We start from the raw sequence: 26,105 nt of genomic DNA, 5'->3' as shown, positions 1-26,105 counted from the left end.
GAAAAAAATTCTGACTGATAGCCCGGACAAAGATAGAGGCAAACAGGGGCCGTTACAAGCTTCCTGTTTGCCTCTTATCTTAACTACCCGGGTTTAGTGCTAATTCTCCTTAGCCGGGAAAAAACACGTTGGTCTATAACCGCACAGTCGGCTATTGCAGCACGAACCGGCTGTGCCACTGCTGGCTGGCGGTGCTTAGCGAAACGGTGTATACACCTGCGGGTTGCTGCCGCAGATCGAGCTGAACAAGCCCACTACCGGCCGCACGGGCATACTGTGCTACCAGCTGGCCCAGGCTATTGTGCACCGATATGGAGAAGGCAGCCATATCCTGATAGGCCAGGGTGGGTTGCCGATCGTGGCTGGGGTTGGGATACAGCTGGAAAGGGGGTGTATCCTGGCCCACGGACCTGACAATGCTGGTGGGCGTTACGGCTTGCAGCTGCACCACATTGCTCAGGGCAGTCTGGCCTGCGGAAGCTCCCTGCCAGCGCACGCGATAATAGGCCGCAGTAGTGGGAGCCTGAGAATCGGTAAAGGTCAGGCTGGTGGCATAGGCCTGGCTCTGTACCTCGGTCAGCGCAGCGAAGTCGGAGGTGAGGCTGCGCTCTAGCCGCAGGGTACCGGATACGCCTGCAGGTGTGGCCTGTAGCTGGAAGGCGGCAGTGGCACCCTGGCGGCTGCCCGTCAACGTCAGCTCGGGGCTGAGGGCCGCCAGCTGCACCACAGCACTATACACCACATCGCCCCCGGTGCTCTGCCAGCGTGCCCGGTAATAGACTACACTAAAAGGTGCCTCCGCATCGGCAAAGGTCAGGCTGGTGGCATAGGCCTGGCTCTGCACCTCGGTTAGCGCAGCAAAGTCGGAGGTGAGGCTGCGCTCCAGGCGCAGAGTACCACCTACACCGGCAGGGGTGGCCTGTAGCTGGAAGCTGGCAGAGGTACCCTGGCGGCTACCGCTTAGGGTAAGCTGCGGAACCTCGATGGTCAGGATGGGGCCGTTGGGGCTGCCCAGGCCGGCGGCAAAGCCGCCCAGGCCAGCAGGAAACTGGGCGGCAAGGGCATGAGCTACGCCCGCACCGCCAAAATTAGCCGAAACCGGACTGGTGCCGTACCGGTTGGAAGAAGAGGGGTTTCCGGCCGGTGTCGGGCTAGTGGGGCTCACATTGCCAATCTTGCCGCCGGAGCGGAAGAGGGTAAGGTTGGCACGGCTACCCCCGGTGGCGGTTTCCCAGCCGGCTATCTCGGCTTCGGTAAAGTAGGCGGTCAACAGGAAGGATCCTCCGGGGTTGCTGTTGGTGGGGGTAATGAGCAGCGTTTTTTGGGTGGCCAGGGTGCCCGTAGGCGTACGCTGAAAGGCCACTGCCCCGGTGCCTGCGCGGTCTACCTCTACGGTGGTGCAGCCATAGTTATGCTGGCTCAGGTTGGCCAGTACGCCTATCAGCTCGCCGCCGTCATCGTACACCACTACGGTATCGCTGGGACCTATGTATACGGTTGCGGTGGTAAGGTCGTCGTTTACCGTAGGTAGCGGCACGGTATTGGCCGGTAGCAGGTCGTTATCTACAAAGTTGACGATCAGGGTAGTGTCCCTTCCGGAACCCTTCAGGGCATTGGTAGTGCCGGAGATGGAAAAGTTGAGTCGCAGTCTACTCTGTGCCTCCACGGCCCTGTCGTCGTACAGCCGCAGGGTAAAGGCCTGGCTGGCATTGCTGCCAGCCGGGAAGACCAGGCTGGTAATAGGTGCCGTAGCGGCAGCATTATACAGGGCATAGTCTGCATCGGGCGTAGCGGTACTACCTGCTGCATCGAAGGTAACGGTAGCATTTCCGGTAGGGCTACCTGTTATCTGCATGGTAATGGGGTAGTCTCGGTAGCGGCGGCAGTCTCCGGTAGCGGCATTCATGTTGGCTCCGCCCTCATTCAGGCTCTGGGGCTGCAGGGCATTGGCAAAGCGGATGCGGGGGGGGGCGCAGTCGGTGGGATACAGGCGGGTGTGGGCAGCCGGTGCCGGTACACACCGGGTTACGCTGTTCTGGTTGTCGCTCCAGCTTAGCACCGCATTGGCTCCGGCCAGGTCGCTGGTGGCATTCAGGCTGCGCTTGGCTACACCGTTGCCTAGTGAAAAGTGCATCACAAACTGGTTGTTGATAACGTGCCCTAGTTGGTGGGTGTGCCCCAGCTCATGCAGGGCCACGGTCTCGAAGTCAGTTTCGTTGGTAGCTGGCAGCGCCGGGCCAAACTCCCAGACAGTCGGGTTGTTGGGGGTTCGGAATATCAAGTCGTGCCCCCTTACAAACCAATATTCTTGTCCATTGTTTATGCAGCCCGCATAGTTGCTGGCATTGATGCCTAGCACCCCACTGGGAAGTTGGCAGTCGGTGTCAAAAGAAACCACATTAACCGCATCGAGGCCGGAATTGCAAGTGATGGTGGTGGTGCCAGCAGCCATGGTGAAGTTTACGCCCGTGGCGCACCGCCAGCTCTGTAGGGCACGCTCAAAGCTGGCCACTGCGTCTGCATTGGCCGCAAAGTTGGTGGAATACTGGAAGGTATAGCCCCCGGTACCGTTTGGGCCAGTCAGCTCGGGCTGAAAAAACTTGCCAGCCGGTACCGTTTGTGTCGAATTCACACCAGTAAGGTTGTAGAGTACCGTAAGGTTGGCGGTGCTGGTAGCCGTGCCATCCACGTTTCTTACCCGAATAGCACCTGTGCCAGCATTCGTGCGAACCAGGACTTTGATCTCAGTATCGGTCCAGCTGACAATGTCCGAGGCGAACGCATCCACAAAGGCGCTCGAACTGTTCGCGTCTCGGAAACTTATCGCACTATTGGCCGCGCTGTATGTGCCAAAATTGGAACCTGTAATGGTGAGTACCGAACCGGTGCCTGCTGTGGTGGTGGTGGGACTAAAGCTTGTAATGTTAGGCACGGCATTGGTACCTAAGGGCTTCAGGCCGTCGCCCTGATCGGGTCGTTTTTCGCCGGGTACCCACAGGTGGGGTTGCTGCAGGTTCACCACCTGGTAGGATGCCTGCGTGTGCTGCATGATGGACTCGAACACCTGGGCGTAGGCATCGGTATAGCTGGCAAAGGGGTCGTGGCCCTCGCCCGTTTCCTGCAACGCGATAAAGCCCTGCGGGCCAGCAAAGGCCTGATAGACATGCGGGGCCGAAGCCTGCAGCAGGCTGTATTCCCGGCTCAGCAGGAAAACACCCATCTGGCCTACCTCCAGCTGTAGTGAGGGTTCCACCACCTGCAGGTCCATACCTACGCGCCCACCCGGAGCCACCAGCTGGAGCTGTGCGGCAGGCCCCCCCTTGAAACTGCGGCTAACAGACAGGGTGTAGGCGGTGTATATTCGGCTATGGTCGTCGTCCCAGAAGCCCTGCTTACCCGTCACCCGGGCCTCCACAATGGCATCGGCATTCTGCACCCTAGCCTCCAGCGACACGGGGACCATCATGCACTGCCCATGCAGCGTTTCGGGTGCATTCCATAGTAAGGCAAGGGAGAAACAAGCAAGAAAACTGCGAAGAAGATTCATTCTTTGGTTTAATTTTAAAAAAATCTGATTTGAAACGAATATACGGTTAAAGCAGGCCCTTCGGTTGCAAGCTTGAAATTTAAAGTCATGTCCGCCATGCGCTGGCTTTTGCCGCAAACAAGCCCTAAATTTGCAACTCAATTGCAAGATGCGCGTCCGTTTTTGGTTCCTCTTTGCCACACTGCTGCTCCTGCCCGTGGGGCACCGCCTGCATGCACAGGCCCTACTGCGCATACAGGGGGTGGTGGCCGATGAGGACAACAGCCCCTTGGCAGGTGCCACCGTAGAGCTGCACGAAACGCACCAGGGTGCTCTGTCAGACAGCCTGGGCCAGTTTTTGCTAGATCGGGTGCGGCCCGCACACTACCACCTGCATGTATCCATGAATGGGTATCGGCCCCACCAGCGAGACCTGCACCTGGAGGATAGCACAAGCCAGCAGGGGGTTATCAGCCTGCGCATCCAGCTATTCCCCACCGAACTGGAACTGGAGACCATACATGTGGAGGGAGATGCCCTGAAGATAGATGCCCGCCGCCAGAGCCTGAACGTGCAGTACCTGGATGCGGCCTACCTGAGCAAGAATGCGAACACCAACCTGCTACAGACCCTGGCCTACACCCCGGGCCTGAGCTACATCAATACCGGCACAGGCATTGCCAAACCCGTCATTCGTGGCCTGGCCTTCAACCGCATAGCCGTGGTGCAGCATGGCGTGCGGCAAGAGGGGCAGCAGTGGGGCCAAGACCATGGCCTGGAGATAGACGCCTTTTCCGCCGGCGGGGTGCAGATCCTGAAGGGCCCGGCTGCACTGGTGTATGGCCCACAGGCCATAGGCGGGGTGCTAGACATACTGCCGGAGCCGGAGCCAGAGGAAAACACCCTGGAGGCCCAGGCAGAGGCAGGATACATGAGCCTGAATGAAAACTACTGGCAAAGCACCAAGCTGGCCCTGCACCGGGGCCCCTGGCTAGGCAGCCTGCGCTTCAGCACGCAGGACTATGCCGACTACCGGGTGCCAGCCACCACCTTCAACTACAACCGCTTTGTGCTGCCCATCTATAGCAACCGGCTGAAAAATACGGCCGGGCGCGAGCGCAATGTATCGGCCATGCTGGGCAGGCATGGGGCCTGGGGGTACAGCCACCTGTACGTTAGCCATTTCGACCAGCAGGCGGGCATCTTTATAGGTGCAGTGGGCATCCCCAATGTGCTAAACACCGCGCCCGATGGCGATAGCCGAAACATAGGCCTGCCCTACCAGCGCACCAGGCACCTGAAGATGGTGAGCAAAAGCAACCTGATACTGGGGAAAGACTGGCTGGAGCTGGAGCTGGGCTACCAGCGCAACCTGCGGCAGGAGTTTAGTTTTCCGGATGCACACGGACGACCCGCAGCGGGCAACCTGGCCCTGCAGCTGCTGCTGCACAGCTATAGCCTGAATGCCCGCCTGTATCAGCACTGGCTGCCGGGCAAGCAGGGGGTACTGGGGGTACAGGCGCAGGGACAAACCCACCGGGTGGAAGGCTTCGAGTTTCTGTTTCCGGCCTTTCGGCAGGGCCAGCTGGGGGTATACCTGCTGCAGGAGTGGGAATGGAAACAAAAATGGTTTGTAAACGCGGGACTGCGGGCCGACTGGGGCCAGATACAAACAGACCCGTACCGATCCGTATTCGTGCGCAATGGCCAGCCCGACGAAACTACCCAGAGCGGGCCCGCGCTAGATCGCAGCTTTGGCAACGTGGCCGCATCAGCGGGGCTATCCTGGTTTCCACTCGAGGCATTGAACCTGAAGCTGAACTTGGGTAGCTACTTCCGTTTTCCGCAGCCCTATGAGCTGAGTGCCAACGGGGTGCACCATGGCTCGTTTCGGCACGAGCAGGGAAATGCGGAACTGAATACGGAACGGGGATGGCAGCTGGATGCGGGGCTGTACTGGACGCGGAAACGGCTACAACTATCCGCTACACCCTTCCTCAGCTACTTCGACAACTACCTGTACCTAACCCCCACGGCTCGCTTCAGCCCCCTGCCAGATGCCCGCCAGCTGTACCGCTACGCACAGGACCCTGCGCTGCTGTATGGCGGCGAGCTGCAGGCCGACTGGCACCTGGGGCGGCTGCACCTGGGCGCCGGCTATACCTACCTGTATGGGCAAAATCTGGGCGAGAACCTGCCCCTACCCTTTATGCCACCCAACCGATGGGTGGCCGATGCAGAATACACATTCCGGGATTGGAAAGGGCTGCGCAGCCCCTATCTGCGCCTGGCTAGCCAGTGGGTGCTGGCCCAAGGCCGTGTGGTACGCAATGAACCCGCTACACCCGGCTACACCCTCTGGTCCGCCTCGGCAGGGGTAACCACACAGTGGGGCAGGCTCCGCCTGCTGTGGAGCCTCACGGTGCAGAACCTGGCCGACGTGCGCTACTTTCACCACCTAAGCCGCTACCGCTTCCTGAACCTGCCCGAGCCAGGCCGCAATCTGCTTATCCGGCTTAGTGTGCCCCTCACCCACAGCCTGCGCTCCTAGTACAGGCGGGGATGAGGGGATGTGTGCACACATCCATACCCGCGCGAACTAGCTGGAGAGGTGTGGATGTGCAAAGGATAACCGCTAGGGCGTGTAGTACAATGCCCCCGCTTTGATATATTTGTGAGCAGGCTGTAGCAGGGATGCCCCTACCCAGCGGCCTGCATCACCGAGTTTACCGCCCGTATGGCCGATACCGATACCGCCATCATCGACTTCCTGAATGAGCACATGCCCGAGCTGAAGGCGCTGGCGGAAAAGACCAAACCCTCCACCGAAGGATTTGGCGACCTTGAAAAGGCGCAGGTACGGGTATTGACTGAGCATATCTCCAGACTGCTAAAACCACACGAGGCAGACACCTTTGATGAAGAGGACGAGGACGGGGTGCTGCACGACCCAATCCTATTTACCAGTACCATGCCCGGCCTGGTAGCGGCCCAGAAGGTGCTGAAGGACTACACCCAGGCTGTTATACTGGACGAAGCTGCCTGGCGCAAATGGATGGAGGCCACCTATGGCAACAGCCGCCCTATTCTCAGGGGCTTCAAGCGGGTGTTCTGCTACTTCACCAGCGTGCTGGGCGAACTGGAAGTAAAGGAGCATGTGAGCGATATGCGCCTGAAGGGCACGCAATACCTGCAGCTACAAGAGGGCGTGCAGCTAGCCCTGGCAAATACGAACATCCGGAAAAGCAGCTGGGGATGGGATGGCAAAGAGCTGGAACCCACTGATAACGAGGAGAACGAATAATACGCATCCGGGTACCAATCCGGGCCCACCTGCCTGGCACGCCCCTGGGGAACCCCGCCGATGTAGACCAGGTGTGATCTGCCAGGCTTAGCCTGCCAGCGGTGCATCCGCTACCCTATACACCTATACACACCAGGCTGCATTCGGTGCGCATGGGCTTCATCAGGCCCTGCGAATCTGTACTTTCCCGGTAGATTCCAGCGCCTGGATGGCGGCGTCCATTACTTGTTGTACCTGGGCATCTTGCAGGGTTTGATTCGGATCCTGCAGCTGTATGCGCACGGCATAGCTTCGCTCGGTGCTGCCCTTGGGCTGATACAGGTCGAAGAGGTCTACCCGCTGGATGCGCTGCCGGTCGCACTGCTGGATCAGCCGGGCAATCTCGGCAAAGCCCATGCCTGGCTGCACCACCATACTCAGGTCGCGCTGAACAGCGGGATACTTAGGTAGCGGCTGATAAGTCGTCCGGCCCGCCCGGTGCTGCCGACTCAGATAGGGCCAGTCGATACACGCATAGAAAACAGGCAGCTGTAGGCCTTGCTGCTTTACTAGCTCGGGCTTCACCTGGCCTAGCCTGGCCCACTGGTGCCTCCCTTGGCGGAAGCTGAGGCCATAGGCCAGTTCCAGATCATCACCCAGCTCAGTTACCTGGGCCTGTGTGCCCAGCCACTGCTGTAGCTGCTCCAGGATACGGCGCAGGCTGAAAATGCTCGCCTTCCGGGGCGGCTGCTGCCAATGCGGCAGTTGATCCTCGCCCACCTGGATGAGCGCCAGCAGTTCACGCTCCTCATAGTTCTGGCCCGCCCCAGCCAGGTGATACGTCTTGCCAAACTCAAAGAGGCGGAGATCCTGCTGCTGCCGATTCACGTTGTGGGCCACCACCTCCAGCATAGCAGGGAGCAGGCTTGTGCGCAGCACCGACACCTCCTCACTCAGGGGGTTTAGCGTATGCACGGCCCCATCGGCAGCCAGCCCAGCGGCCACCAGGCTATTGGTGCGCAGCTCGTAGTAGCCGGTGGCCACCAGCTGGTCGGCCACACGCTGCTGCAGCTGGTAGTCGCGGGCCGTATCGGTCTCCGCCACAGGGCTCATCAGCAGCTGTGTGGGTATCGGGATGCGGTTGTAGCCATAGATCCGCAGCACCTCCTCCGCCACGTCTTGGAAGCGCGTTACATCCACCCGATAGCTGGGCACAGTAAGTCTCAACTGCGCACCCTGCCCCTCCACCACAAAGTCCAGGCGCTGCAGGATGTCGCGCACCTCGTGCTCGGGCAGGTCCGTACCGGCTAGCCGATTGAGGCGATCGAGCGAAAAAGACACCACCACAGGAGCAAGCGGATGCGGATAATGGTCCACCAGCTCGGAGGCGGCGCCCCCCGCCAGCTGCAGGATCAGGGCAGCCGCGCGCTGCAGGGCCACCAGCGTGATCGCGGGGTCGGCCCCGCGGGCAAAGCGATAGGCACTGTCCGTAAATAGCTGCAAGCGTGTGCTGGTGCCGCGCACACTGGCTGCCTGGAAACAGGCTGACTCCAGGAAAATGCTGGTGGTGGCAGCCGTCGTGCCGGAGTCCTTACCCCCCATCACACCGGCTATGCAGAGTGCCTGCTGCGCATCAGCAATCAGGAGGTCGGCGGGCTGGAGGCTACGCATCTGGTCATCCAGGGTACGGATCTCCGCCTCCTGTGCTGTGCGTACCACGATCTTACCACCTTTTATCTTATCCAGGTCAAAGGCATGCAGGGGCTGGCCCAGCTCCAGCATAATATAGTTGGTGGCATCCACCACATTGTTGATGCTCCGCTGGCCCACCGCCTCCAGGCGCTGCTGTAGCCAGCTGGGGCTGGGTCCCACCTGTACATTCCGGATCACCAGGCCGCAGTAGCGGGGGCACTGTGCCGGTGCCAGTACTTCTATCTGTACCGGGCAGGGATAACTGTGCACGACAGGCCCTAAAACGGGCAGAGAAACCGGTATGCGCAAGGCCGCTGCGGCATCGCGTGCCACACCATAGTGGCCCAGGGCATCGGTCCGGTTCGGGGTAAGGCCAATCTCCAGTACACCCTCGTCCTCCATCTGCAGGAAGCGGGCCAGGGGCTCGCCCACCGGTGCCGCAGCCGGCAGCACCAGGATGCCGTCGTGGCGGGTGCACAGGCCCAGCTCATCTTCGGCACAGATCATCCCCTCAGAGCTTACGCCCCTCAGCTTTGACTTTTTGATTACCAAGGCCTCGCCGCTAGCCGGGTGGAGGGTGGTGCCCAGGGTAGCCACGGGCACCTTCTGGCCAGCAGCCACATTGGCAGCCCCGCACACGATCTGAAGCGGAGACGCTGCACCTACCGATACGGTGCATATCCGCAGCCGGTCGGCATCGGGGTGCGGTTGCACATCCAGCACCTCGCCCACTACTACGCCGCGCAGCCCACCCGGCACGGCCTCGTGCAGCTCCACAGCCTCCACCTCCAGGCCAATGTCCGTCAACACCTCCGCCAAACGATCCAATTCGGGCAACTGTGGCGCATAGGTGCGCAGCCAGGTTTCAGATACTCGCATGCGCAAAATTAACAAAAGGGTACGGGTAGCCACCCCCGCCTGCCAGATTTATGCGGAACGTGTACCGCAACCCCAGCCTGCACGCAGCCCAGGCGAGAATGCCCGCCAGCTTCAACCCCGTCACAGGTGGGGCAGAGCCCATCCAACCCGCAACAAAAAAACAGGGTAGCACGGCTCTCGCTTGCTACCCTGTGCAGGTGTGTGTATAAAGTCTACAATCAGCCCAAAGCCCAGGTGGGCCTGGTCTAGATATCGTAGTGGTGGCCCAGAGACTCCTCCAGGTAAGGATGATTCTTGGGCATGAGGGGCTTCTTGGCCAGGAAGGTGCCCAGCACGAAGAGGAAAGCACCCAGAAAGGTGATAAACATTCCCAGCTCCAGCAGGCCTATCTCACCGAATGGGCCCATTGAGCCGGGCATAACCATCAGGTAAAAGTCTACCCAGTGGCCCAGCAGTAGCACGCAGGATACGAATACGAGGGTAGGCAGGCTGCGCTTGCTCTGGTTGGTCATCAGCACCAGGAAGGGGAGCAGGAAGTTGAGAATGGCCATTAGCCCAAAGCTAAAGCCGTAGTCGCCCAAACGATTATAGAAGTAGATGCCCTCCTCGGGTATGTTCGCATACCAGATTAGCAGGAACTCGCAGAACCAGATGTAGGTCCAGAAGATGCTGAAGCCGAAGAGATATTTGCCCAAGTCATGAAAAATACTGGGGCTGAGGGTAGGCATATAGCCTGCCTGCTTCAGAAAAACTGCCACCAGGGTAATGATGGCCAGCGCCATAACCCAAGCACTGGAAAAGGTGCGTACGGCAAACATGGTGGAGAACCAGGTAGTTTCTACACTCATCAGCCAGTCCCAGCTAGCAGCCGAGAACGTAAGGGCAAAGACCAGGATATAGATCGAACTGAGCTTGTTTCGCTGGATCCAGCTCTGCTTTCCGGCCAGTGTGTCTTCGCGCAGGCTAGAGCGGCGGATGAGCCAGAAGAGCAGAATCCACAAACTGAAGAAAACCAGGTGGCGAGCAACAAAAAAGCCATCGGACAGCCACCAGGCAGCCTTATCTGTTACCAGTGCGCGTACCTCGGGGTCTTGTATTGCCTCGGGGTTCAGCCACATGTACAGGCTGTCTCCGGCTACGAAGTAAACAATAAGCAGGATAACCGGGCCAATAAATAGCCAGTAGCCCATACTCTCGGCTATGCGCTGTAGCTGCACATACCAGCCGCCGTTGGCCACATGGTGTACCGTAATGAAGAATAGACCCAGCAGGGCTACGCCGGTAAAGATAAAGCCGTTGATCAGTAGATTGCTAAAGAATCGCTTATCAGCGGTGGGCAGGTCCTTTTCGGAGTGGATAAAGCTGTAGTGGCCCTCCCAGGGGTGAGCATGGGTTTCGCCCTGTGCCGGAGCAGCATGCGCATCAGCTGGGTGCTGCGTGCCTGCCGGGGCATGCGTGGTTTGCTGTGTCTCGGCCTGCTGAGCGGAATCTTCCGGAGCGGCAGTCGCAGCCTGCTCATGCTGGTTTACCAAGGCTGCAGGCGTGTGGCCAGTAGCCTGCTGTGCGGCGGCATGATGATCCCCGTGCCCGCTGGAGGCGGGTGCGTGCATGCTATATTCCTTTCCGCCAGCAATCAGCAGCCCGACCACCGTAAGCAGCAGTCCGAATGCCAGAATACCCAGCGTGATACGCTTGCCTTTACCCCCGAAACGGTAGTACTCTACAGGCTTGAATGTGGAAGGATGGCCGTGACCCATGGTCTGTAATACTTTAGCGGTGCTTAATGAAAATGCTTGTCGTCGTTGTCAAACATCAAACAAATCTATTTCTTCTCCTGCTCAGGGCCCAGAAACTGATAGATGTAGGTAACCAGCATCCAGCGCTGCTCGGGTGTGAGGGTATAGGCATGTGCGCCCATAATATTCCTGCCATAGGTAATGCTGTGGAAAGCCTTGCCCTCATTGATGGTAGGCAGCCGGAGTCGATAGTCGGGCACCCGGTCCTCGTATTGCTTGCTCTTGTTCAGGGGCCCTTTGCCGTCGCCATTTTCGCCGTGGCAGTGCTGGCAGTTTACCTGATACAGGGTTTTGGCTGTGGCCAGTACCTCTTGCGTAGGGGTAAAGGGATTCTTCAGCTCCTCGCCCGCACGCTGATAACCTTCCTCCGTATTCTCATAGGGATAATACAGGCTGGCCTTTCCGCGTGCTACCGTACCGGCTACGGGCATAACCACATTGCGGCCGTCCTTAAAGTGCTCGAGGTTAACAGCGTTGTAATCCGACTGGCTATAGGGCTCCACCGGAATGGAATGATACATCTGGGGCGCGTACTCAATGCCCGTGCTCCGATTGTCAGAACACCCGGCCAGCAGGCCCAGCGAGATAAGCGCGATCAAGGTTTTCATACTCGTACCGTCATTTCTTGTTCACGTACTTCTATGGCACCAGATGCCCGCAGGGCAGCGAGTACCTTTTGATTATGGGCGGCATCGCCTGCCTCTATCCGAATCACAAAGCGGTCGTCTGTCTGCCTAGGGTCGCATAGCTCGGGCTTCTGCGCTGGCGAGAGGCGGTTTATGTACAGATAGGTGAATACCATAGCCAATGAGCAAAACAGTACGGTCAGCTCAAAGGTGATGGGGATAAAGCTGGGGAAGGGCAGATTCGGCTTACCGCCAATATCCACCGGCCAGTCGATGGTGTACATATACACCATCATGGAAAGGGCGGTAACCGTACCCAGCGCACCCCCGATGAAGCCTACGGAGGGAATGCGCGACTCCTTTAGCCCCAGGGCATGGTCCAGGCCGTGCACCGGAAAGGGCGTGAAGCAGTCCTCGATAGAAATGCCCTGCCGCTGTACGGACGATACGGCGTGGAGGATCTTGTCGTCGTCGTCGTAGACGCCTATCAGAAAGTTCTTTTTTTCCTTAGCCATGATGCAGTACCTTATGCGTGTACGGGTTCGTGGGTGGGTTCATGTACGGGGCCCTGCTGCCACTGTATCTCTGCCGGCTTTTCGGCAGCGGAACGGTGTGTATCGCTGGAGGCCCTCATTACACTCTTTACCTCGGCAATGGCGATTACCGGGAAGGTGCGCACAAAGAGGAGGAAGAGGGTAAAGAATACCCCGAACGTACCCAGCAGAATGGCAGCCTCGGTAAGTGTGGGCGTATACATGGCCCAGCTGGAGGGCAGGTAGTCTCGGTGCAGCGAGGTTACGATAATTACAAACCGCTCAAACCACATGCCGATGTTCACAAAGATAGAGAGGATGAAGATGGCTGTCGGGTTAGTCCGTATCTTTTTGAACCAGAAGAGCTGGGGGGTAAACACGTTGCAGCCAAACATGATGAAGTACGACCAGCCGTAGGGGCCAAAGGCACGGTTCATAAAGGCGTAGCCCTCGTATTCGCTGCCGCTGTAGACGGCTATAAAAAACTCGGTGCTGTAGGCCACGCCCACCATCATGCCGGTAGCCAGGGTTACCTTGGCCATGGCTTCCAGGTGGCCGATGGTGATGTAGTCCTGCAGGCCCAGCACCCGGCGGGTGATGACCATGAGGGTAAGCACCATACCAAAGCCAGAGAAGATGGCACCAGCCACAAAGTAGGGCGGGAAGATGGTGGTATGCCAGCCGGGGATAACCGAGGTGGCAAAGTCCATAGATACGATGGTGTGCACCGAAAGTACCAGCGGGGTAGCCACACCCGCCAGGATGAGCGAGATAGACTCGAAGCGCTGCCAAGCCTTGGCACTACCCACCCAGCCAAAGCTGAGTGCAGTGTAGGCCTTCTTTGCAAACGGACCCTTTACGCGATCGCGTACCGTGGCAAAATCGGGGATAAGGCCGATGTACCAGAAGAGCAGCGATACGGTGAAGTACGTAGAGATGGCAAACACGTCCCACAGCAGCGGCGAGTTGAAGTTTACCCACAGGGGGCCGTGGAAGTTTGGCAGCGGGAAGATCCAGTAAGCCAGCCAGGGGCGGCCCATGTGCACCAGTGGGAACTGGGCGGCAATGATAACCGCAAAGATGGTCATGGCCTCTGCGGCGCGGTTTACACCGGTGCGCCACTTCTGGCGGAAAAGCAGCAGAATAGCCGAGATCAGCGTACCGGCGTGGCCAATACCGATCCAGAAAACGAAGTTGGTAATATCAAAGGCCCAGCCAATGGTCTTATTCAGCCCCCAGGCACCGATGCCGGTGAAGAAGGTGTATACCACGGCGATAACAAACAGGCCCGCTATGCCCGCAGAGAGCATAAAACCCAGCAGCCACTCCTTGCTAGGCTTGCTGTGTATGGGGCGGCATATATCCTCGGTTACCTTGGCATAGTCTTTCTTGCCGGTAACGAGGGGTTCGCGTATGGGGGAATCGTACATAGGCGTTATGCTTTAGCGGTTTCTTCTTCTTTACGGTTGCGCACCACCACTTTGTAGGCTACAGAGGGGAGTACTTTGATCTCCTCGAGGGCGAAGTAGGTACGCTCATCCTCGTAGTATTTGCTGATGGTGCTTTCCTTATCGTTCAGGTCGCCAAACACGATGGCACCTGCGGGGCAGGTTTTGGCGCATGCGGGTTGCACATCGGCATCGGTCAGCTTGCGCTGTTCCATCTTGGCGGCCAGCTTGCCAGCCTGCAGGCGCTGGGCGCAGAAGGAGCATTTCTCCATCACACCACGGGCACGCACCGTTACATCGGGGTTCAGCACCATCCGGCCCAGGTTATCTACGGGGTTGTAGGTGAACTTTTCAGGGTCGGTATAGTCCAGCCAGTTGAAACGGCGCACCTTGTAGGGGCAGTTGTTTGCGCAGTAGCGGGTACCGAAGCAGCGGTTGTAGGCTTGCTGGTTTAGGCCCTCGCTGCTGTGCACGGTAGCTAGTACGGGGCACACGTTCTCGCAGGGGGCGTTATCGCAGTGCTGGCACAGCATAGGCTGGAAGACAACGTCCGGCTGGTCGGCAGGTATTTCCTTGTCCTTAAAGTCGGCATTCTCATCCTTTATGCTGTAGTAGCGGTCTATGCGCATCCAGTGCAGCTCGCGGCGGCGGCGTACTTCGTCTTTGCCCACCACGGGTATGTTGTTTTCGGCCTGGCAGGCCACTACGCAAGAGCCGCAGCCTGTACACTTGTTCAGGTCGATAGCCATGGCCCAGCGGTGTCCACCCCGCTCGTGCAGGGGGTACAGGTTTACCAGGTGCTCCTTCAGGATGCTGCGCTCATGCTGCAGCTCGGTGGTATACTCGGTAAAGTGGCTGAGGGTCGTCTCATGGATAATGGGGCGATCCATGGCAGTCAGGCTGGTTTGTGCCAGTGCAAGCTCCTCGAAGTCGCCCGTGGCGCTTAGCTTGGCACCTGTGGCATAGCTCAGTGCTTGCCCCGCCTTCAGCGTAGTGGCGGGCCACACGTTCTGGCCTATCTTATAGCCGCCCTTGCCTACCACGGTACGGCCATAGCCCACGGCCACAGCCACGGTTTCAGGCTGTACACCCGGCTGAACCAGCACGGGGAGCTTCACAGCCAGGCGGCCAACCTCCAGTTTTACGATGTCGCCGGTTTTCAGGCCCTTGTCGCTGGCCATCTTGGGCGAAACAGCCACGTAGTTATCCCAGGTGGCCTTGGTAATGGGGTCGGGCAGCTCTTGCAGCCAGGGCACATTGGCCAGCACACCGGCACCGATGCCTATTTTCCGGTACAGGTATACATCCAGGCTCCCTTTTTTGCCCGCGTAGTCGGCGGCCACCTGGGCAGCCACGGGGGCCAGGTCTGCATCCACAGCGGTCAGCGTCGCTGGCTTTTCATTCGGCTGCTCAAAAACGCCTTTTTCTAGCGACTTGACCCAGAACTGATCGGCAGACAAGCCTTCCGCCTGGCCGTAGAAGAGCTGGCTCTTCCAGAAGTTTTGCAGGTAAGCCAGGTAGTCTTTGTCGCTGTCCATCCAGGTCAGCAGCACATCCTGAAACGAGCGGCTGTCGTACAGCCTGGGTATAGTGGGCTGCTGCAGGCTGTAATAGCCCTTGTAGGGCTGGGCATCTCCCCAGCTCTCCAGCCAGTGGGGGGTGGGCAGCTTGTAGGTGCAGAGCGCCGAGGTTTCATTTTCGCTGGCTGTGAGGGCCACACGGGTCTTCACCTTCTTCAGCGCAGAGGCAAACTGAGCAGGGAAAGCGTAGGTGTAGGCGGGGTTGCAGTCGTAAAAGAGAACCGCACCCACCTTGCCCTGCTCCATTTCCTGGATCAGCGCCTGAAAATCTGTGTCTACGCCCTGGCGCAGGTAGCTGGGACTGCTGGCATCGATGGTAGTGCCATAGCTGCCCAGCATCTGGTTGATGGCGATAACCAGCTGCTGCACGGCAGCGTCATTGCTGCCACACACCACCAGGGCCTTGGCCCGCTGTGCCCACAGCTCGGCAGCCAGTTTTTCCTCGTACTTGCCAGGTAGCTGCTGTCCGCCGCCGTAGGCAGTGCGGCCCGCCAGGGCGGCTAGTGCGTCGTGCAGGGCCAGCACATGGGCACCCTCCATACTGGGTTTGATGGGTAGACGCTGATCGGCATTGGCACCCGTTAGGGTCATGGTGCTTTCTATCTGCACGTGCCGGCTCATCTTCACGTTATCCTTACTGGGCGTGCGGTGCTGCACGTACTGGCGGGTAAACTCGATGGGAGAGATCCAGGTGCCCAAAAAGTCGGCGTTTATGCCCACGATCATCTCTGCCTTGTCGAAGCGGAAGCGGGGCAGCATGCGCTGTCCGTAGTGCCGCTCGTGCGCCAGGATAATGCCGCTGGCACTGTCCGCATCGTAGCTTATGTGCTTGAAGTTGCCCTGCTTGCTGCCAAACTCGGCGATCAGCTGCAAGGTGCTGGGGCTAAGGATGGAGCCTGTAACCAGGCGTACACCGGCCTCCTGCTTGCTCAGGTCTTTGAAGCGTTCTTTTAGCAGCTTGTCTGCCTCATCCCAGCCAGCTGCGCCAGTCACGGTCTGTGGGCGTTGTATCCGGTGTCCGTCGTATAGGTCCAGCACGGCGGCGTTGCCCCGGGCACCCAGGCTCCCCTGGGTAATGCTGCTATCGGGGTTCCCCTCTATGAAGATGGGCCTACCCTCGCGCACCTTTACCAGCACGCTACTATACTCGCTACCGTCGAAGAAGGTGCTGGCATAGTAGTTGGGCACACCGGGGGTTACCTCGGCAGGCTTGTTGGTATAGGGCAGGGCGTATTTAACCGGGCTCTTGCTGCAGGCGGCCAGCACGGCAGAGGCACCAATGCTAAAGCCCATAACCTTGAGGAAGTCTCGGCGGCTGCTACGGCCGTTTTCCTGTAGCATCTCTTCGATGGGGTCTACAGCAAACTCCTTTTGCTGCTGCTTTTTCTCCGCCGGATCCAGGTTCAGATCCGCCTCTGAGGTCCAGTATTTCTTTTGCTTCATGGCAGGAGAGATTCGAAGATTAATAGTGACAACGTTGGCATTCCAGTCCGCCTAGTCGCGCTACGGTTACCGAGTCGATACGGCCCTCTTGCAGGTCGTTGCGTACATTGTGGTACACGTGCTGGTAGTAGGCGTTGTCGTTAAACTTGACAGCCTTCTCACGGTGGCAGCTTACGCACCAGGCCATGGTAAGGCGGCTAAACTGATATACCTCCTCCATCTCCTGCACGGGGCCGTGGCAGGTTTGGCACTCCAGGCCACCCACTTTTACGTGCTGGCTGTGGTTGAAGTACACCAGGTCGGGCAGGTTGTGTATGCGTACCCACTCTATGGCGCGGCCCTCGTTGTGCGCAGCGCGTACCTTATCCAGTATCTGGCTATTACCACTGGGGCCTTGTGCAATGGCGCCGTCCGCGTGGCAGTTCATACAGATGTTGGTAGAGGGGATGGTTGCACTCTTGCTCTTATCTGCACCGGTGTGGCAGTACAGGCAGTTGATCTGGTACTGGCCGGCGTGCAGGGCATGGCTGAAGGGGATGGGCTGCACGGGCTGATAGCCGTCGTGGAAGCCGATGTGCGCTACAAAGTTGTAGCCCTTATCCAGCACCCCACCCACAATGATTAGGCCGATGAGGGTGAGCACAAACTTGTTCTTTATAAGCCCGGTGGCACTGTCTTTCAGCGTACCATAGGTAAATTTCTCTCCGCGCTCGCGTGCACGGATGGCGCTGAGTACGGCTGCTATAACCACCACCAGCACCAGGGTGATGAGTACCAGCAGGCCCACCAGCACCACCAGGCCATACAGTATGGTATCGCCGGGCTCTACTGCGGCTTGTCCGGCTGGGGCAGCACCGGCACCTGGGGCAGGCTCGGCACTGGCCACCGGTGGGGTATAGGTCTCTATGTAGGTCAGGATATTGTCAATATCAGCCTCGGGCACAAAGGCGTGTGGCGCCATCACCTGCTTCAGCTCGTCTATCAGCCCCTGCACGTAGGCACCCTTTGCGCCAGTCTTGGCGTACTCGGCAGCGCCAAGCTGAATCATTTTCTTCATTTCAGCCTTATCCCCTTGCCAGCGCTCTACGGCACCTTGCAGGGCGGGACCGGTCATCTTCTGGTCCATCTTGTGGCAGCTGGTACAGCCATACTTCTTTAGTAGGGCCGCTCCATCCTGTGCCTGGGCTACCGCCAGTAGGCCGAGTAGTAGAAGCGTAAAAATACGTTTGAACATAGATCGAACGATTACGATGTCGGCAAAATTAAGGGCTTTCCGGATAAAACAAAGGCTGGCCGGGGCACCACAAAATCTTACGCGGCTGTTGTGGGTCAAAAGTACTGACATTGGCAGAAAGCCGCACACGCTTTCGTGCCAAAAAATGAAGTTTTTATGAAGACAAGAGGGGGTTTTCCGTACGCAGGGGCATGGCGGGCCTTGAAAAGCGCAGTTATTTAGAATGCTTTTAAATTATGATCAGACAGCCGTTTGTTTCCCCATCCCACCGGTGCCCCCTAGCGGAAGCGCAGTGCGCGGGTGATGGGCAGGCGCTGTGCCACGCGTGCGGGCAGGTACATACACAGCAGGCAGAAAGCCAGCGTGAAGATATTTAGCCACAGAAAGTCCCACCAGGGCCAGGCCACTGCCACCTCATTCAGGTAGTAGCTATCGGCATCTAGCTGCACTAGGCCGGTTTGGTCTTGCAGCAGCAGCAGCAGCAGGGCCAGGGCATTGCCCAGCAGTAGCCCGCGCAGCAGCAGCAGCGCCGCATTCCACAGGAAAATCCGCTGCACCTGCCTGCCGCTGGCACCCAGGGCCTTCAGGATGCCAATCAGGGTAGTCCGTTCGGTAATCAGCATCATCAGGGCTGCAGCCATATTCAGCACCGCCACAAACAGCATCAGCCCCATAATAATCAGCAGGGTCTGGTCTATCATGTCCAGCCACTGGAAGAGGTCGGCATGGCGCTGGCGCAGGCCCATGGCCTGCTGGTCGGGTGCCAGGCGGGGGTGGATGGCTGCTGTAAGGGCATCGGGGACGGCATCGGGATCCAGGCGCAGGGCAAAGCCCTGCACCCGGTCGGGCGCCAGGCCCAGCAGCCGCTGTAGCAGGCCCAGGTGGCATAGGATAACGCTCTGGTCAAACTCAGCAAAGCCGGTTTCGTACAGGCCCACCACCCTGAGGGTGCGGCTGCGGATGCGGCCCTGGGTCTGAAAATAGAGCTTGACCGGCTGGCCCACCTGCACCTGTAGCTGCCGTGCCAGGCGCCGGCCCAGCAGCACTTCATAGCCTAGGGTATCGCCCTGCGGGAAGCGGGGCAGCCGGCCCGCCACCAGGGACGAAGCGAAAAAAACCGTATCCCAGCGGTGGTTTAGGCCCAGGGTGCGTATGCCCTCTATGCCCGTAGTGCTCTTCAGCATGGCATCCTGCTGGATGTAGGGGGTAATGTGACGTATGGCCGGAAACTGCGCGGGCAGGCCTGCCACCGTGGGGTCGTGCAGGGGTAGGGTGCGCAGGCTATCATCCTGCTGGGCCAGGTAGTATTGTATCTGCACATGGCCGGTAAAGCCCACCAGCTGCTGGGCCAGCTGCTGCTGAAAGCCCCGCGTCACACTCAGGCTGACCTCCATAACCAGGATGCCGATAGCCATGCTGCCCACCGCCATCCACACGGTAAGGCGGCTCAGGCTGCGCCTGCCACCCAGGGCTATGCGCCGCGCCACCCATGCACTGAAGATCATGCGCAAAGATAGCACCGCAGCCCATACCCCCCTCATCGCCCCGGTGCCGCTGGGCTACAAAACCCAGGCCACGGCCCGGGTGTGTACAACAGGCCCTCGCTGATTTGGCAGATGTTCTGTACTTTTGAGCATGGCAGAGACCGCAGTTCAAGAATTCAAGAGCAGCAGCTGGGATGACAGCTTCGTAGGGAACTACAAGCTGATAATCAGCCTGGCTGCCCATGGCATCCACTTTGCGGTGGTAAACCAGATCAGCGCCCCCATGTACCTACGCTATGTGCCAAACAGCGAGGGACTCACGGCGTCGAAGGCACTGAAATCCCTCGCCGAATCTGAGCCTATTCTGCAGCACAAGTATGACAAGCTGGAGATCCTGCTCAGCTCAGACCCCTGGCTGGCCGTGCCCAACAGCTTCATTACCCGGGGCAAAGAGGGCCTGTATATGGAAACCCTGTTTGACACCAACACGATGAAAGACGAGGTGTTTCGGGATGAAGTGCGGACGCTAGACCTGAGTGTGCTATTCTGTGTGCCACAAGAGGTGCAGACCGTGGTAAAAGAAGCGTGGCCCGAGCGGCGACGCATGAATTTTACCCACATCGTAAGCCCGGTGATGCAGATTGCACACAAGCTGCACATAGGCCCGCTAAAGGGTAAGCCTGCTGCCAATGTGGAGTTATTCTCCGACTACATGATCTACACCCTGTACCAGGGGGGCAAGCTGCGCTTTGTAAACAGATATAAGGTAACAGGTGCAGCCGATGTGCTGTACTTCCTGATGAAAGTAAACGAGACCTTGGGCATACACCCACAGCAGGTAATAACGTATGCCACGGGCTCGGCACCCATGCGGGCCGAAGTAGAGGGCCTGCTGGCACAGCAGTTTAAGCACTATGTGGCAGGGCGCAGGCTATTCCCAGCCAGTACGCACCTGAATGAGGCAGGCTTCTATCTGGATGAATTCTCTTATCTGCTGATTAAATAGCCTTTAACACGCGCAGCATGCGCATCATTAGTGGCCAATATCGGGGCCGGCACCTGCAGCCCCCCACCAGCCTGGGCATACGCCCCACCACGGACCTGGCACGCGAGGCCCTGTTCAACCGGCTGCAGCATCAGGTAGCCCTGAGCGGGCTGCGGGTGCTGGACCTCTTCGGCGGGTCGGGTGCCATCTCGCTGGAATTCCTAAGCCGGGGTGCACAACAGGTAACCACCGTGGAGCAGCAGCGCAAGGCTGTGCAGCACATGCAGCGCATACGCCAGGCGTGGCAAATAGAAGGCTGGCAAATTGTACAACAGCGTGTGGAGGCCTACCTGGCGCAGCCACCCCGCCCAGTCTTCGACCTGGTGTTTCTGGATCCGCCCTACGCACTGGCAGACAAGGCCCGGCTGGTACGGCAGTCGCTCGGGCTGCTGGAACCCGACGGGCTGTGCATCCTGGAGCACCCGAGTGCCGAGGTGTACGAGGGGATGAAGTGCTTTGTAGAAAAACGGATATATGGCCAGAGTGCCTTCTCGCACTTCCGGCCCGATCCGGCAGATGCCCCCGCCTTGCCCGAAGGGAATAAGCCGGAATAAAGCCTATCTTTGGACATGCGCCCCCCAGGTAGCCGCGTACGCGAGGGCAGGCTGATAGCCCGTACCCTTACCCCCCTGAAGCTGTGGAATGCCCTGCAGGTATACCTGAGCTATCTGGCAAGCAGGGCAGTACGCAGGCCCATCCACTGGGGCTACCCCATTGCCCTGGGCATAGAGCCCACCACCGCCTGCAACCTGCGCTGCCCGCAGTGCCCCAGTGGCCTGCGCAGCTTCAGCCGCCCCATGGGCAACCTGGACGTGGAGCGGTACACCCGGGTGATAGACGAACTGCACCCCTACCTGGCCTACCTGATGCTGTACTTCCAGGGCGAGCCCTACATCCACCCCCGCTTCCTAGAGCTGGTGCGCTATGCGACAGACCGGGGGATCTTCACGATGACCAGCACCAATGCGCACTTCCTGGACGATGCCCGGGCCCGGGCCACCGTAGAGAGCGGCCTGGGCAGGCTGGTTATCAGCCTAGATGGCACCAACCAGGCCAGCTATGAGCAGTACCGCGTGGGCGGCAGCTTTCAGGCTGTGCTAGACGGCACCCGCCGCCTGGTACACTGGAAGCGGCAGCTGGGCTCGGCCACGCCCTTTATCGACCTGCAGTTCATCGTCTTCAGCCACAACCAGCACGAGGTACACGAGGCCCGGCTGCTGGGGCGGCAGCTGGGCGCAGACCGGGTGCGTATCAAAACGGCCCAGATCTACGACTTTGAGCAGGCACCTGCGCTGATACCCGAGGCGGGCAGCCACAGCCGCTACGAGCGCGTGAACGGACAGTACCGCATCAAAAACAGGCTGCTAAACCACTGCTGGAAACTGTGGCAGGGAGCCGAGCTAACCTGGGACGGCCGGGTGCTGCCCTGCTGCTTCGACAAGGATGGGCGCTATGAAATGGGCCGGGTGCCCGAGCAAAGCTTTGCCCAGGTGTGGCACCACAGTCCGGCCTACAAAAGCTTCCGCCGGCAGCTGCTGCACAACCGAAAAAACATAGATATTTGCAAAAACTGCACCGAAGGTACCCGCGTGTGGGGCACCCGCGCCTGACCGGGTACCCAAAACCTAAAAACCATGAAAATCCTTCTGCTTCTACTCATTAGCTTGGTATCGCTGGGGCGCAGCCAGGAGCTGCTAGACAAGATTCAGCCACACCTGGGCTTGGTGTTTGTAGACTACATTGGCATGAAGCTGCCGGATGGCAGCAATTATTTCTCCGACTCGCCCGGGGCCTACTTTGCTGCCATATCAGGCGGGGTAAACTATGTGTACGCGCACAGCGACGACTTCCTGAGTGTGGGCATAGAGCCCAACCTGAACTTTGGCGTACGGTTTACCGATCCCATTGGCCTGCTGGTGCAGACCCCCGTATTCATCACCGCCAAAATAGGGGCCGGTGCCACGAAGTTTTCGGAGGGCAAGGTGGGCTTTGCACTGGGGATAGGCGGAAACTTTACCTACGTGCGGGTGCCGTTCGTAAACCAAACGACCAACCGGACCGGGGCTGTGCAAGCCAGCTTTCTGTCTCCGGCCGTGATGGGCGAACTGGTGCTGAACCTGAATAATCCGATCGGCATCCGGTTTCAGACCAACCTGACCACCGTACGAACCGAGGTGGATGCAAACGACTCGGGCGCTGGCACCCCCAATATAGGCGGGCGTACCGACCTGGACCTGACCAACTTTGCCGTTTCCATCAACTACTACTTCCCCTAATAGGGCCTAGCTAGCCCCAGGCATGCAGAAGATCCTGGTTATACAAACCGCTTTCATAGGCGATGCCATCCTGGCTACGGCTGTAGCCAATAAGCTGAAGCAGCACTACCCCAAGGCCCAGGTGCACTACCTGGTGCGCCAGGGCAATGAGGGCCTGCTGGCACACCACCCAGGTATAGACCAGGTATGGGTATGGGTGAAAAGAAAGCATAAACTGCGCAACCTGCTGCGGCTAACCCTGCGGCTACGGCAGCACCAGTGGGACCTGGTGGTGAACCTGCACCGCTTTGGCACCAGTGGGCTGCTCACCTGGCTGCAGCACGCCCGCTACAAGGTGGGCTACCGGAAAAACCCCTTCTCCTTTGCCTACACCTGGGCGGCCGAGCACCCCATAGGCCAGCAGCAAGACGCACACTGGCTGCACGAAACCGCGCGCAACCAGGTGCTGATAGCCCCCTGGACCGACGAGCAGCCCGCACGCCCCAGCCTGCACCCCAGCCCGGAAGACCAGGCCGCCGTAGCCCCCTACCAGCAGCAGCCCTATGTGGTGCTGGCCCCGGCCAGTGTGTGGGCTACCAAGCAGTGGCCCGAAGCCCGCTGGCGGCAGCTGCTGGAGCTGCTACCCCCCACCCTGACGGCCTACCTGGTGGGCGCACCTAGCGACGAGCCCCTGTGCAGCCGCCTGGCCCATGGCCTGCCCCACGCACAGGTGCTGGCCGGCCAGCTAAGCCTGATGCAGACCACCGCCCTGATGCAGCAGGCCATGCGCGTGTTTGCCAACGACAGCGCCCCCCTGCACCTGGCCAGCAGCGTGAATGCCCCCACGACGACCTTCTTCTGTAGCACCATCCCTCAGTTTGGCTTCGGCCCACTGGCCGACGACCAGGTGGTGCTGGAAACGCCCGAGCCCCTGGTCTGCCGCCCCTGCGGCCTGCATGGCAGGCGGGCCTGCCCGCTGGGACACTTTGCCTGCGGCTATGGCATCAGCGCCCAGCAGGCACTGGCTACCCTGCCGGGGTTACCCGAACAACTGGGCTAAACCAGCTGATGCGGAAGCCGAGTTACTGCTAGAAAACGACAGGAAAAGATTAGCTGTACAAATACGGATTTTATTACACAGCCTGGCCTCAAATCCGGCCGTGCATTTCTATCGGGGCTGTACCAGGTAGTATACGGCGGTGCTGATGAGGTCGCGCAGGCCGGGCAGATGGGCGATAGGCCCAAACTGCTTGCGTCCTTTTAGGCCAAACTTGTACTGATAGATGGGGTTGAAAAGCCAGAAAGTGCGTTTTACAATCCGGTAGCCGGTGCGTTTCAATATCCGCTGGAAGCGCCAGCTGCTGATGCCCCGTTCCTTGGTTTCTATCAGAAAGTCCTGGTTGCCCGGTTCCACGCCGCCCGCACGCAGCACGGCCCGGTATAGCGGCATGGGCAGCAGGTGGTACCACGGCAGCTTGCTGAGCAGGGCACTACGCCGGATAACCTGCTGATGCCCCCCAAAGGGCATAACCCAGGGCGGAAAGCCAAAGAAGATAAAACCACCCGGTTTCAGAAAGGTCTTCAGGTGGCCAATGATGCGTGCCTGGTCCGCTATGTGCTCTATGCTGTCTTTCAGCAGGATCAGGTCAAAGCGTTGTTCGGTATCCCAGTCGTAGATATCCTGGCGATACAGGGCTAGGCTGCCAGCAGCTATCAGGTCGGCGTGCAGCTGCTTCCCCACCTCTATGCTTGCCGTGTCCACATCCACCCCGGTGCAGGTGCAGCCTGCTGCTACAAAGGGGGCCAGTACCCCGCCCACCCCACAGCCCACATCCAGCACCTGCATGCCCGGCCCTGGCCGAAAGTGTGGAGCCAGAAAGGGGATGATATACGCCTGTGTAACAGCCTGCTGCTGCTCAAACTGATGCGAGATATCCAAGTGGTGGGCAAAGGCCATACAGAGTGAAAAGGGCTGCCCAATATACAGCTTTCTCACGGCTTCCGATGCCGGCCAGCTGGCACAGCAAGTCATACATTTTGCTAGCTTGGCGACATGGAGTACACAGTTCCCTACACCATCCTTTCCATAGACGGCGGCGGCATACGCGGCATAATTCCCGCCCTGGTGCTGGAGGCACTGGAGCAGAAGCTGATCAATCAGCTGGGGCGCACAGTTGCCTTGGCTGATGCCTTTGATCTGCTGGCAGGCACCTCTACGGGGGCCATCCTGGCCTGCGGACTGGCGCACGGCCAGCCGGATGGAAGCAGGAGCTACCGCGCTGCTGATCTGGTATCGCTCTTCCAAGACCGAGGTGCCGAGATCTTTGCGCCTGGCTGGAGCCTGCGCAAGGATGTGGTTAGCTGGTTTTATGGCCCCAGCTACAGCCGTAGGGGGCTGGACCGCGTGCTGCGCCAGTACCTGGGTGAGCAGTGCCTGAGCGAGGCGCTGAATGAACTGCTGATTACCAGCTATGACCTGAATAACGCCCAAGCCTATTTTTTCAAGCGGCACCGTGCGCGGGCCGACCGGCCCGATTTTCGGCTCAGAGAGATAGCAGCCGCTACCTCGGCCGCACCTACCTACTTCGCCCCCTACGCGGTGCAGGCACCGGATGGCACGCATCACCGCTTTATAGATGGGGGGGTATGCGCCAATGATCCGGCCCTCTGCGCTTTTACAGAAGCACAGAAGCTGCTTACCGCGGCCGGCACGCCAGATCGGCCCATTCTGCTGGTTTCTCTGGGTACAGGCACCTCTGCCTTACGCTTCAGGCCCCAGGTAGCACGCTGGGGAGATATCCGCTGGATTGTGCCGGATATGACCATTATTAGCCTAATGTTTGACGGAGCGCGGGAGGTAACCCAGCACCAGCTGGAAACACTTTTTGAGGGCTCTACATCGGAGGGTACGCCCATCCCTACCCCTACCCCCCAGGCCTGGAAGCAGGGTATTTGCGACACCTATGTGCGCATTAACCATGTGCTGACAGACCGAAAAATGGCTCGGATGGATAACGCACATCCCCATAACCTGAAGCGGCTAGTGGACCACGGGCGAGGACTGGCGCAGTCCCATAGTGTGGTGCTGGAAGAGCTGGCTGGGCGCCTGGCACAGCGCTTTGTATAGGGATTTCTCTGTCTACTCCTACTTACCCACAGGCCTCCCTGTGTCCATTGGCCTAGGCCTGTATAAGTAGTTCGAAGGGGGCTAATGCACTGGCTGGCAGTGGATAAGTTGCCCACTTCATACACAGTGTATCCGTGCAACTGGCGGCCCCCGT

General features: G+C 59.2%; 18 protein-coding genes. 8 read left to right on the top strand and 10 right to left on the bottom strand.

Annotated elements, in window-relative coordinates; translation table 11 throughout:
• Positions 1-151: 151 nt before the first annotated feature.
• Positions 152-3,466 carry a T9SS type A sorting domain-containing protein gene (locus tag LW884_01645; protein ID MCE3007039.1) on the bottom strand — a complete coding sequence of 1,105 codons (3,315 nt, stop codon included), beginning with the start codon at positions 3,464-3,466 and terminating at the stop codon, positions 152-154.
• 229 nt (positions 3,467-3,695) lie between these two features.
• Here LW884_01645 and LW884_01640 point away from each other — a divergent pair, with 229 nt between their 5' ends.
• Both LW884_01640 and LW884_01635 read left to right on the top strand, forming a co-directional pair.
• Positions 3,696-6,077 (top strand): TonB-dependent receptor, encoded by a 2,382-nt coding sequence (locus LW884_01640; GenBank protein MCE3007038.1) that lies wholly within the window; start codon positions 3,696-3,698, stop codon positions 6,075-6,077.
• 186 nt (positions 6,078-6,263) lie between these two features.
• Positions 6,264-6,830, top strand: coding sequence for a hypothetical protein (locus LW884_01635; GenBank protein ID MCE3007037.1), 567 nt, complete (start codon positions 6,264-6,266; stop codon positions 6,828-6,830).
• Positions 6,831-6,992: 162 nt separating this feature from the next.
• On the opposite strand, the gene pheT is transcribed toward LW884_01635, so the two are convergent.
• The 8 genes from pheT to LW884_01595 form a co-directional block, all read right to left on the bottom strand.
• Complete coding sequence (gene pheT, locus LW884_01630) at positions 6,993-9,380, bottom strand: phenylalanine--tRNA ligase subunit beta (GenBank protein ID MCE3007036.1); 2,388 nt, start codon at positions 9,378-9,380, stop codon at positions 6,993-6,995.
• Between the two features lie 245 nt (positions 9,381-9,625).
• The gene (locus tag LW884_01625; GenBank protein MCE3007035.1) at positions 9,626-11,137 is read right to left on the bottom strand and encodes a quinol:cytochrome C oxidoreductase; all 1,512 of its coding nucleotides are present in this window, start codon (positions 11,135-11,137) and stop codon (positions 9,626-9,628) included.
• Between the two features lie 65 nt (positions 11,138-11,202).
• On the bottom strand, positions 11,203-11,784 hold the full coding sequence (locus LW884_01620; protein MCE3007034.1) for a cytochrome c: 582 nt from the start codon (positions 11,782-11,784) through the stop codon (positions 11,203-11,205).
• Positions 11,781-12,317, bottom strand: coding sequence for a DUF3341 domain-containing protein (locus LW884_01615; protein MCE3007033.1), 537 nt, complete (start codon positions 12,315-12,317; stop codon positions 11,781-11,783). Before LW884_01615 ends, LW884_01620 begins: the two co-directional genes overlap by 4 nt.
• Positions 12,318-12,328: 11 nt before the next feature.
• The gene (gene nrfD, locus LW884_01610; GenBank protein MCE3007032.1) at positions 12,329-13,774 is read right to left on the bottom strand and encodes a polysulfide reductase NrfD; all 1,446 of its coding nucleotides are present in this window, start codon (positions 13,772-13,774) and stop codon (positions 12,329-12,331) included.
• On the bottom strand, positions 13,771-16,806 hold the full coding sequence (locus tag LW884_01605) for a TAT-variant-translocated molybdopterin oxidoreductase (protein MCE3007031.1): 3,036 nt from the start codon (positions 16,804-16,806) through the stop codon (positions 13,771-13,773). The genes nrfD and LW884_01605 overlap by 4 nt, the downstream gene beginning before the upstream one ends.
• A gap of 19 nt (positions 16,807-16,825) precedes the next feature.
• Positions 16,826-18,040, bottom strand: coding sequence for a c-type cytochrome (locus tag LW884_01600; protein ID MCE3007030.1), 1,215 nt, complete (start codon positions 18,038-18,040; stop codon positions 16,826-16,828).
• Positions 18,041-18,318: 278 nt separating this feature from the next.
• A complete protein-coding gene (locus LW884_01595) occupies positions 18,319-19,545 on the bottom strand; it encodes an ABC transporter permease (GenBank protein MCE3007029.1) in 1,227 nt (408 codons plus the stop codon).
• A gap of 130 nt (positions 19,546-19,675) precedes the next feature.
• Here LW884_01595 and LW884_01590 point away from each other — a divergent pair, with 130 nt between their 5' ends.
• From LW884_01590 to LW884_01570, 5 genes are read left to right on the top strand one after another with little or no spacing between them, the layout of a single operon-like run.
• Positions 19,676-20,530, top strand: coding sequence for a DUF3822 family protein (locus tag LW884_01590; protein MCE3007028.1), 855 nt, complete (start codon positions 19,676-19,678; stop codon positions 20,528-20,530).
• A gap of 17 nt (positions 20,531-20,547) precedes the next feature.
• Complete coding sequence (locus LW884_01585; GenBank protein MCE3007027.1) at positions 20,548-21,123, top strand: RsmD family RNA methyltransferase; 576 nt, start codon at positions 20,548-20,550, stop codon at positions 21,121-21,123.
• A 15-nt stretch (positions 21,124-21,138) separates the two neighbouring features.
• Positions 21,139-22,179, top strand: a complete 1,041-nt coding sequence (locus tag LW884_01580) for an SPASM domain-containing protein (GenBank protein ID MCE3007026.1) — start codon at positions 21,139-21,141, stop codon at positions 22,177-22,179.
• Positions 22,180-22,203: 24 nt separating this feature from the next.
• A complete protein-coding gene (locus LW884_01575; protein ID MCE3007025.1) occupies positions 22,204-22,845 on the top strand; it encodes a hypothetical protein in 642 nt (213 codons plus the stop codon).
• A gap of 22 nt (positions 22,846-22,867) precedes the next feature.
• Entirely contained in the window at positions 22,868-23,884 is a 1,017-nt protein-coding gene (locus LW884_01570; protein MCE3007024.1) for a glycosyltransferase family 9 protein, read from the top strand.
• 108 nt (positions 23,885-23,992) lie between these two features.
• Here the strand turns inward: LW884_01570 and LW884_01565 are convergent, their stop codons facing one another.
• On the bottom strand, positions 23,993-24,820 hold the full coding sequence (locus LW884_01565) for a methyltransferase domain-containing protein (protein MCE3007023.1): 828 nt from the start codon (positions 24,818-24,820) through the stop codon (positions 23,993-23,995).
• 57 nt (positions 24,821-24,877) lie between these two features.
• On the opposite strand from LW884_01565, the gene LW884_01560 reads away from it, so the two are divergent.
• On the top strand, positions 24,878-25,951 hold the full coding sequence (locus tag LW884_01560) for a patatin-like phospholipase family protein (protein ID MCE3007022.1): 1,074 nt from the start codon (positions 24,878-24,880) through the stop codon (positions 25,949-25,951).
• The last annotated feature ends 154 nt before the right edge of the window (positions 25,952-26,105 follow it).

Source organism: Bacteroidota bacterium, assembly GCA_021300195.1.
In the GTDB taxonomy this organism is placed as follows: Bacteria; Bacteroidota; Bacteroidia; order J057; family JAJTIE01; genus JAJTIE01.
The sequence above is the reverse complement of the archived record's forward strand: the minus strand, read 5'-3'. Positions and strand labels throughout refer to the sequence as shown.

Coding starts and splice junctions, on each gene's coding strand:
- LW884_01575 (MCE3007025.1), top strand. CDS start 22,204: ATGAAAATCCTTCTGCTTCTACTCATTAGCTTGGTATCGCTGGGGCGC.
- LW884_01635 (MCE3007037.1), top strand. CDS start 6,264: ATGGCCGATACCGATACCGCCATCATCGACTTCCTGAATGAGCACATG.
- LW884_01560 (MCE3007022.1), top strand. CDS start 24,878: ATGGAGTACACAGTTCCCTACACCATCCTTTCCATAGACGGCGGCGGC.
- LW884_01605 (MCE3007031.1), bottom strand. CDS start 16,806: ATGAAGCAAAAGAAATACTGGACCTCAGAGGCGGATCTGAACCTGGAT.
- LW884_01580 (MCE3007026.1), top strand. CDS start 21,139: ATGCGCCCCCCAGGTAGCCGCGTACGCGAGGGCAGGCTGATAGCCCGT.
- LW884_01615 (MCE3007033.1), bottom strand. CDS start 12,317: ATGGCTAAGGAAAAAAAGAACTTTCTGATAGGCGTCTACGACGACGAC.
- LW884_01620 (MCE3007034.1), bottom strand. CDS start 11,784: ATGAAAACCTTGATCGCGCTTATCTCGCTGGGCCTGCTGGCCGGGTGT.
- pheT (MCE3007036.1), bottom strand. CDS start 9,380: ATGCGAGTATCTGAAACCTGGCTGCGCACCTATGCGCCACAGTTGCCC.
- LW884_01595 (MCE3007029.1), bottom strand. CDS start 19,545: ATGATCTTCAGTGCATGGGTGGCGCGGCGCATAGCCCTGGGTGGCAGG.
- LW884_01640 (MCE3007038.1), top strand. CDS start 3,696: ATGCGCGTCCGTTTTTGGTTCCTCTTTGCCACACTGCTGCTCCTGCCC.
- LW884_01645 (MCE3007039.1), bottom strand. CDS start 3,466: ATGATGGTCCCCGTGTCGCTGGAGGCTAGGGTGCAGAATGCCGATGCC.
- LW884_01570 (MCE3007024.1), top strand. CDS start 22,868: ATGCAGAAGATCCTGGTTATACAAACCGCTTTCATAGGCGATGCCATC.
- LW884_01585 (MCE3007027.1), top strand. CDS start 20,548: ATGCGCATCATTAGTGGCCAATATCGGGGCCGGCACCTGCAGCCCCCC.
- LW884_01600 (MCE3007030.1), bottom strand. CDS start 18,040: ATGTTCAAACGTATTTTTACGCTTCTACTACTCGGCCTACTGGCGGTA.
- LW884_01590 (MCE3007028.1), top strand. CDS start 19,676: ATGGCAGAGACCGCAGTTCAAGAATTCAAGAGCAGCAGCTGGGATGAC.
- LW884_01625 (MCE3007035.1), bottom strand. CDS start 11,137: ATGGGTCACGGCCATCCTTCCACATTCAAGCCTGTAGAGTACTACCGT.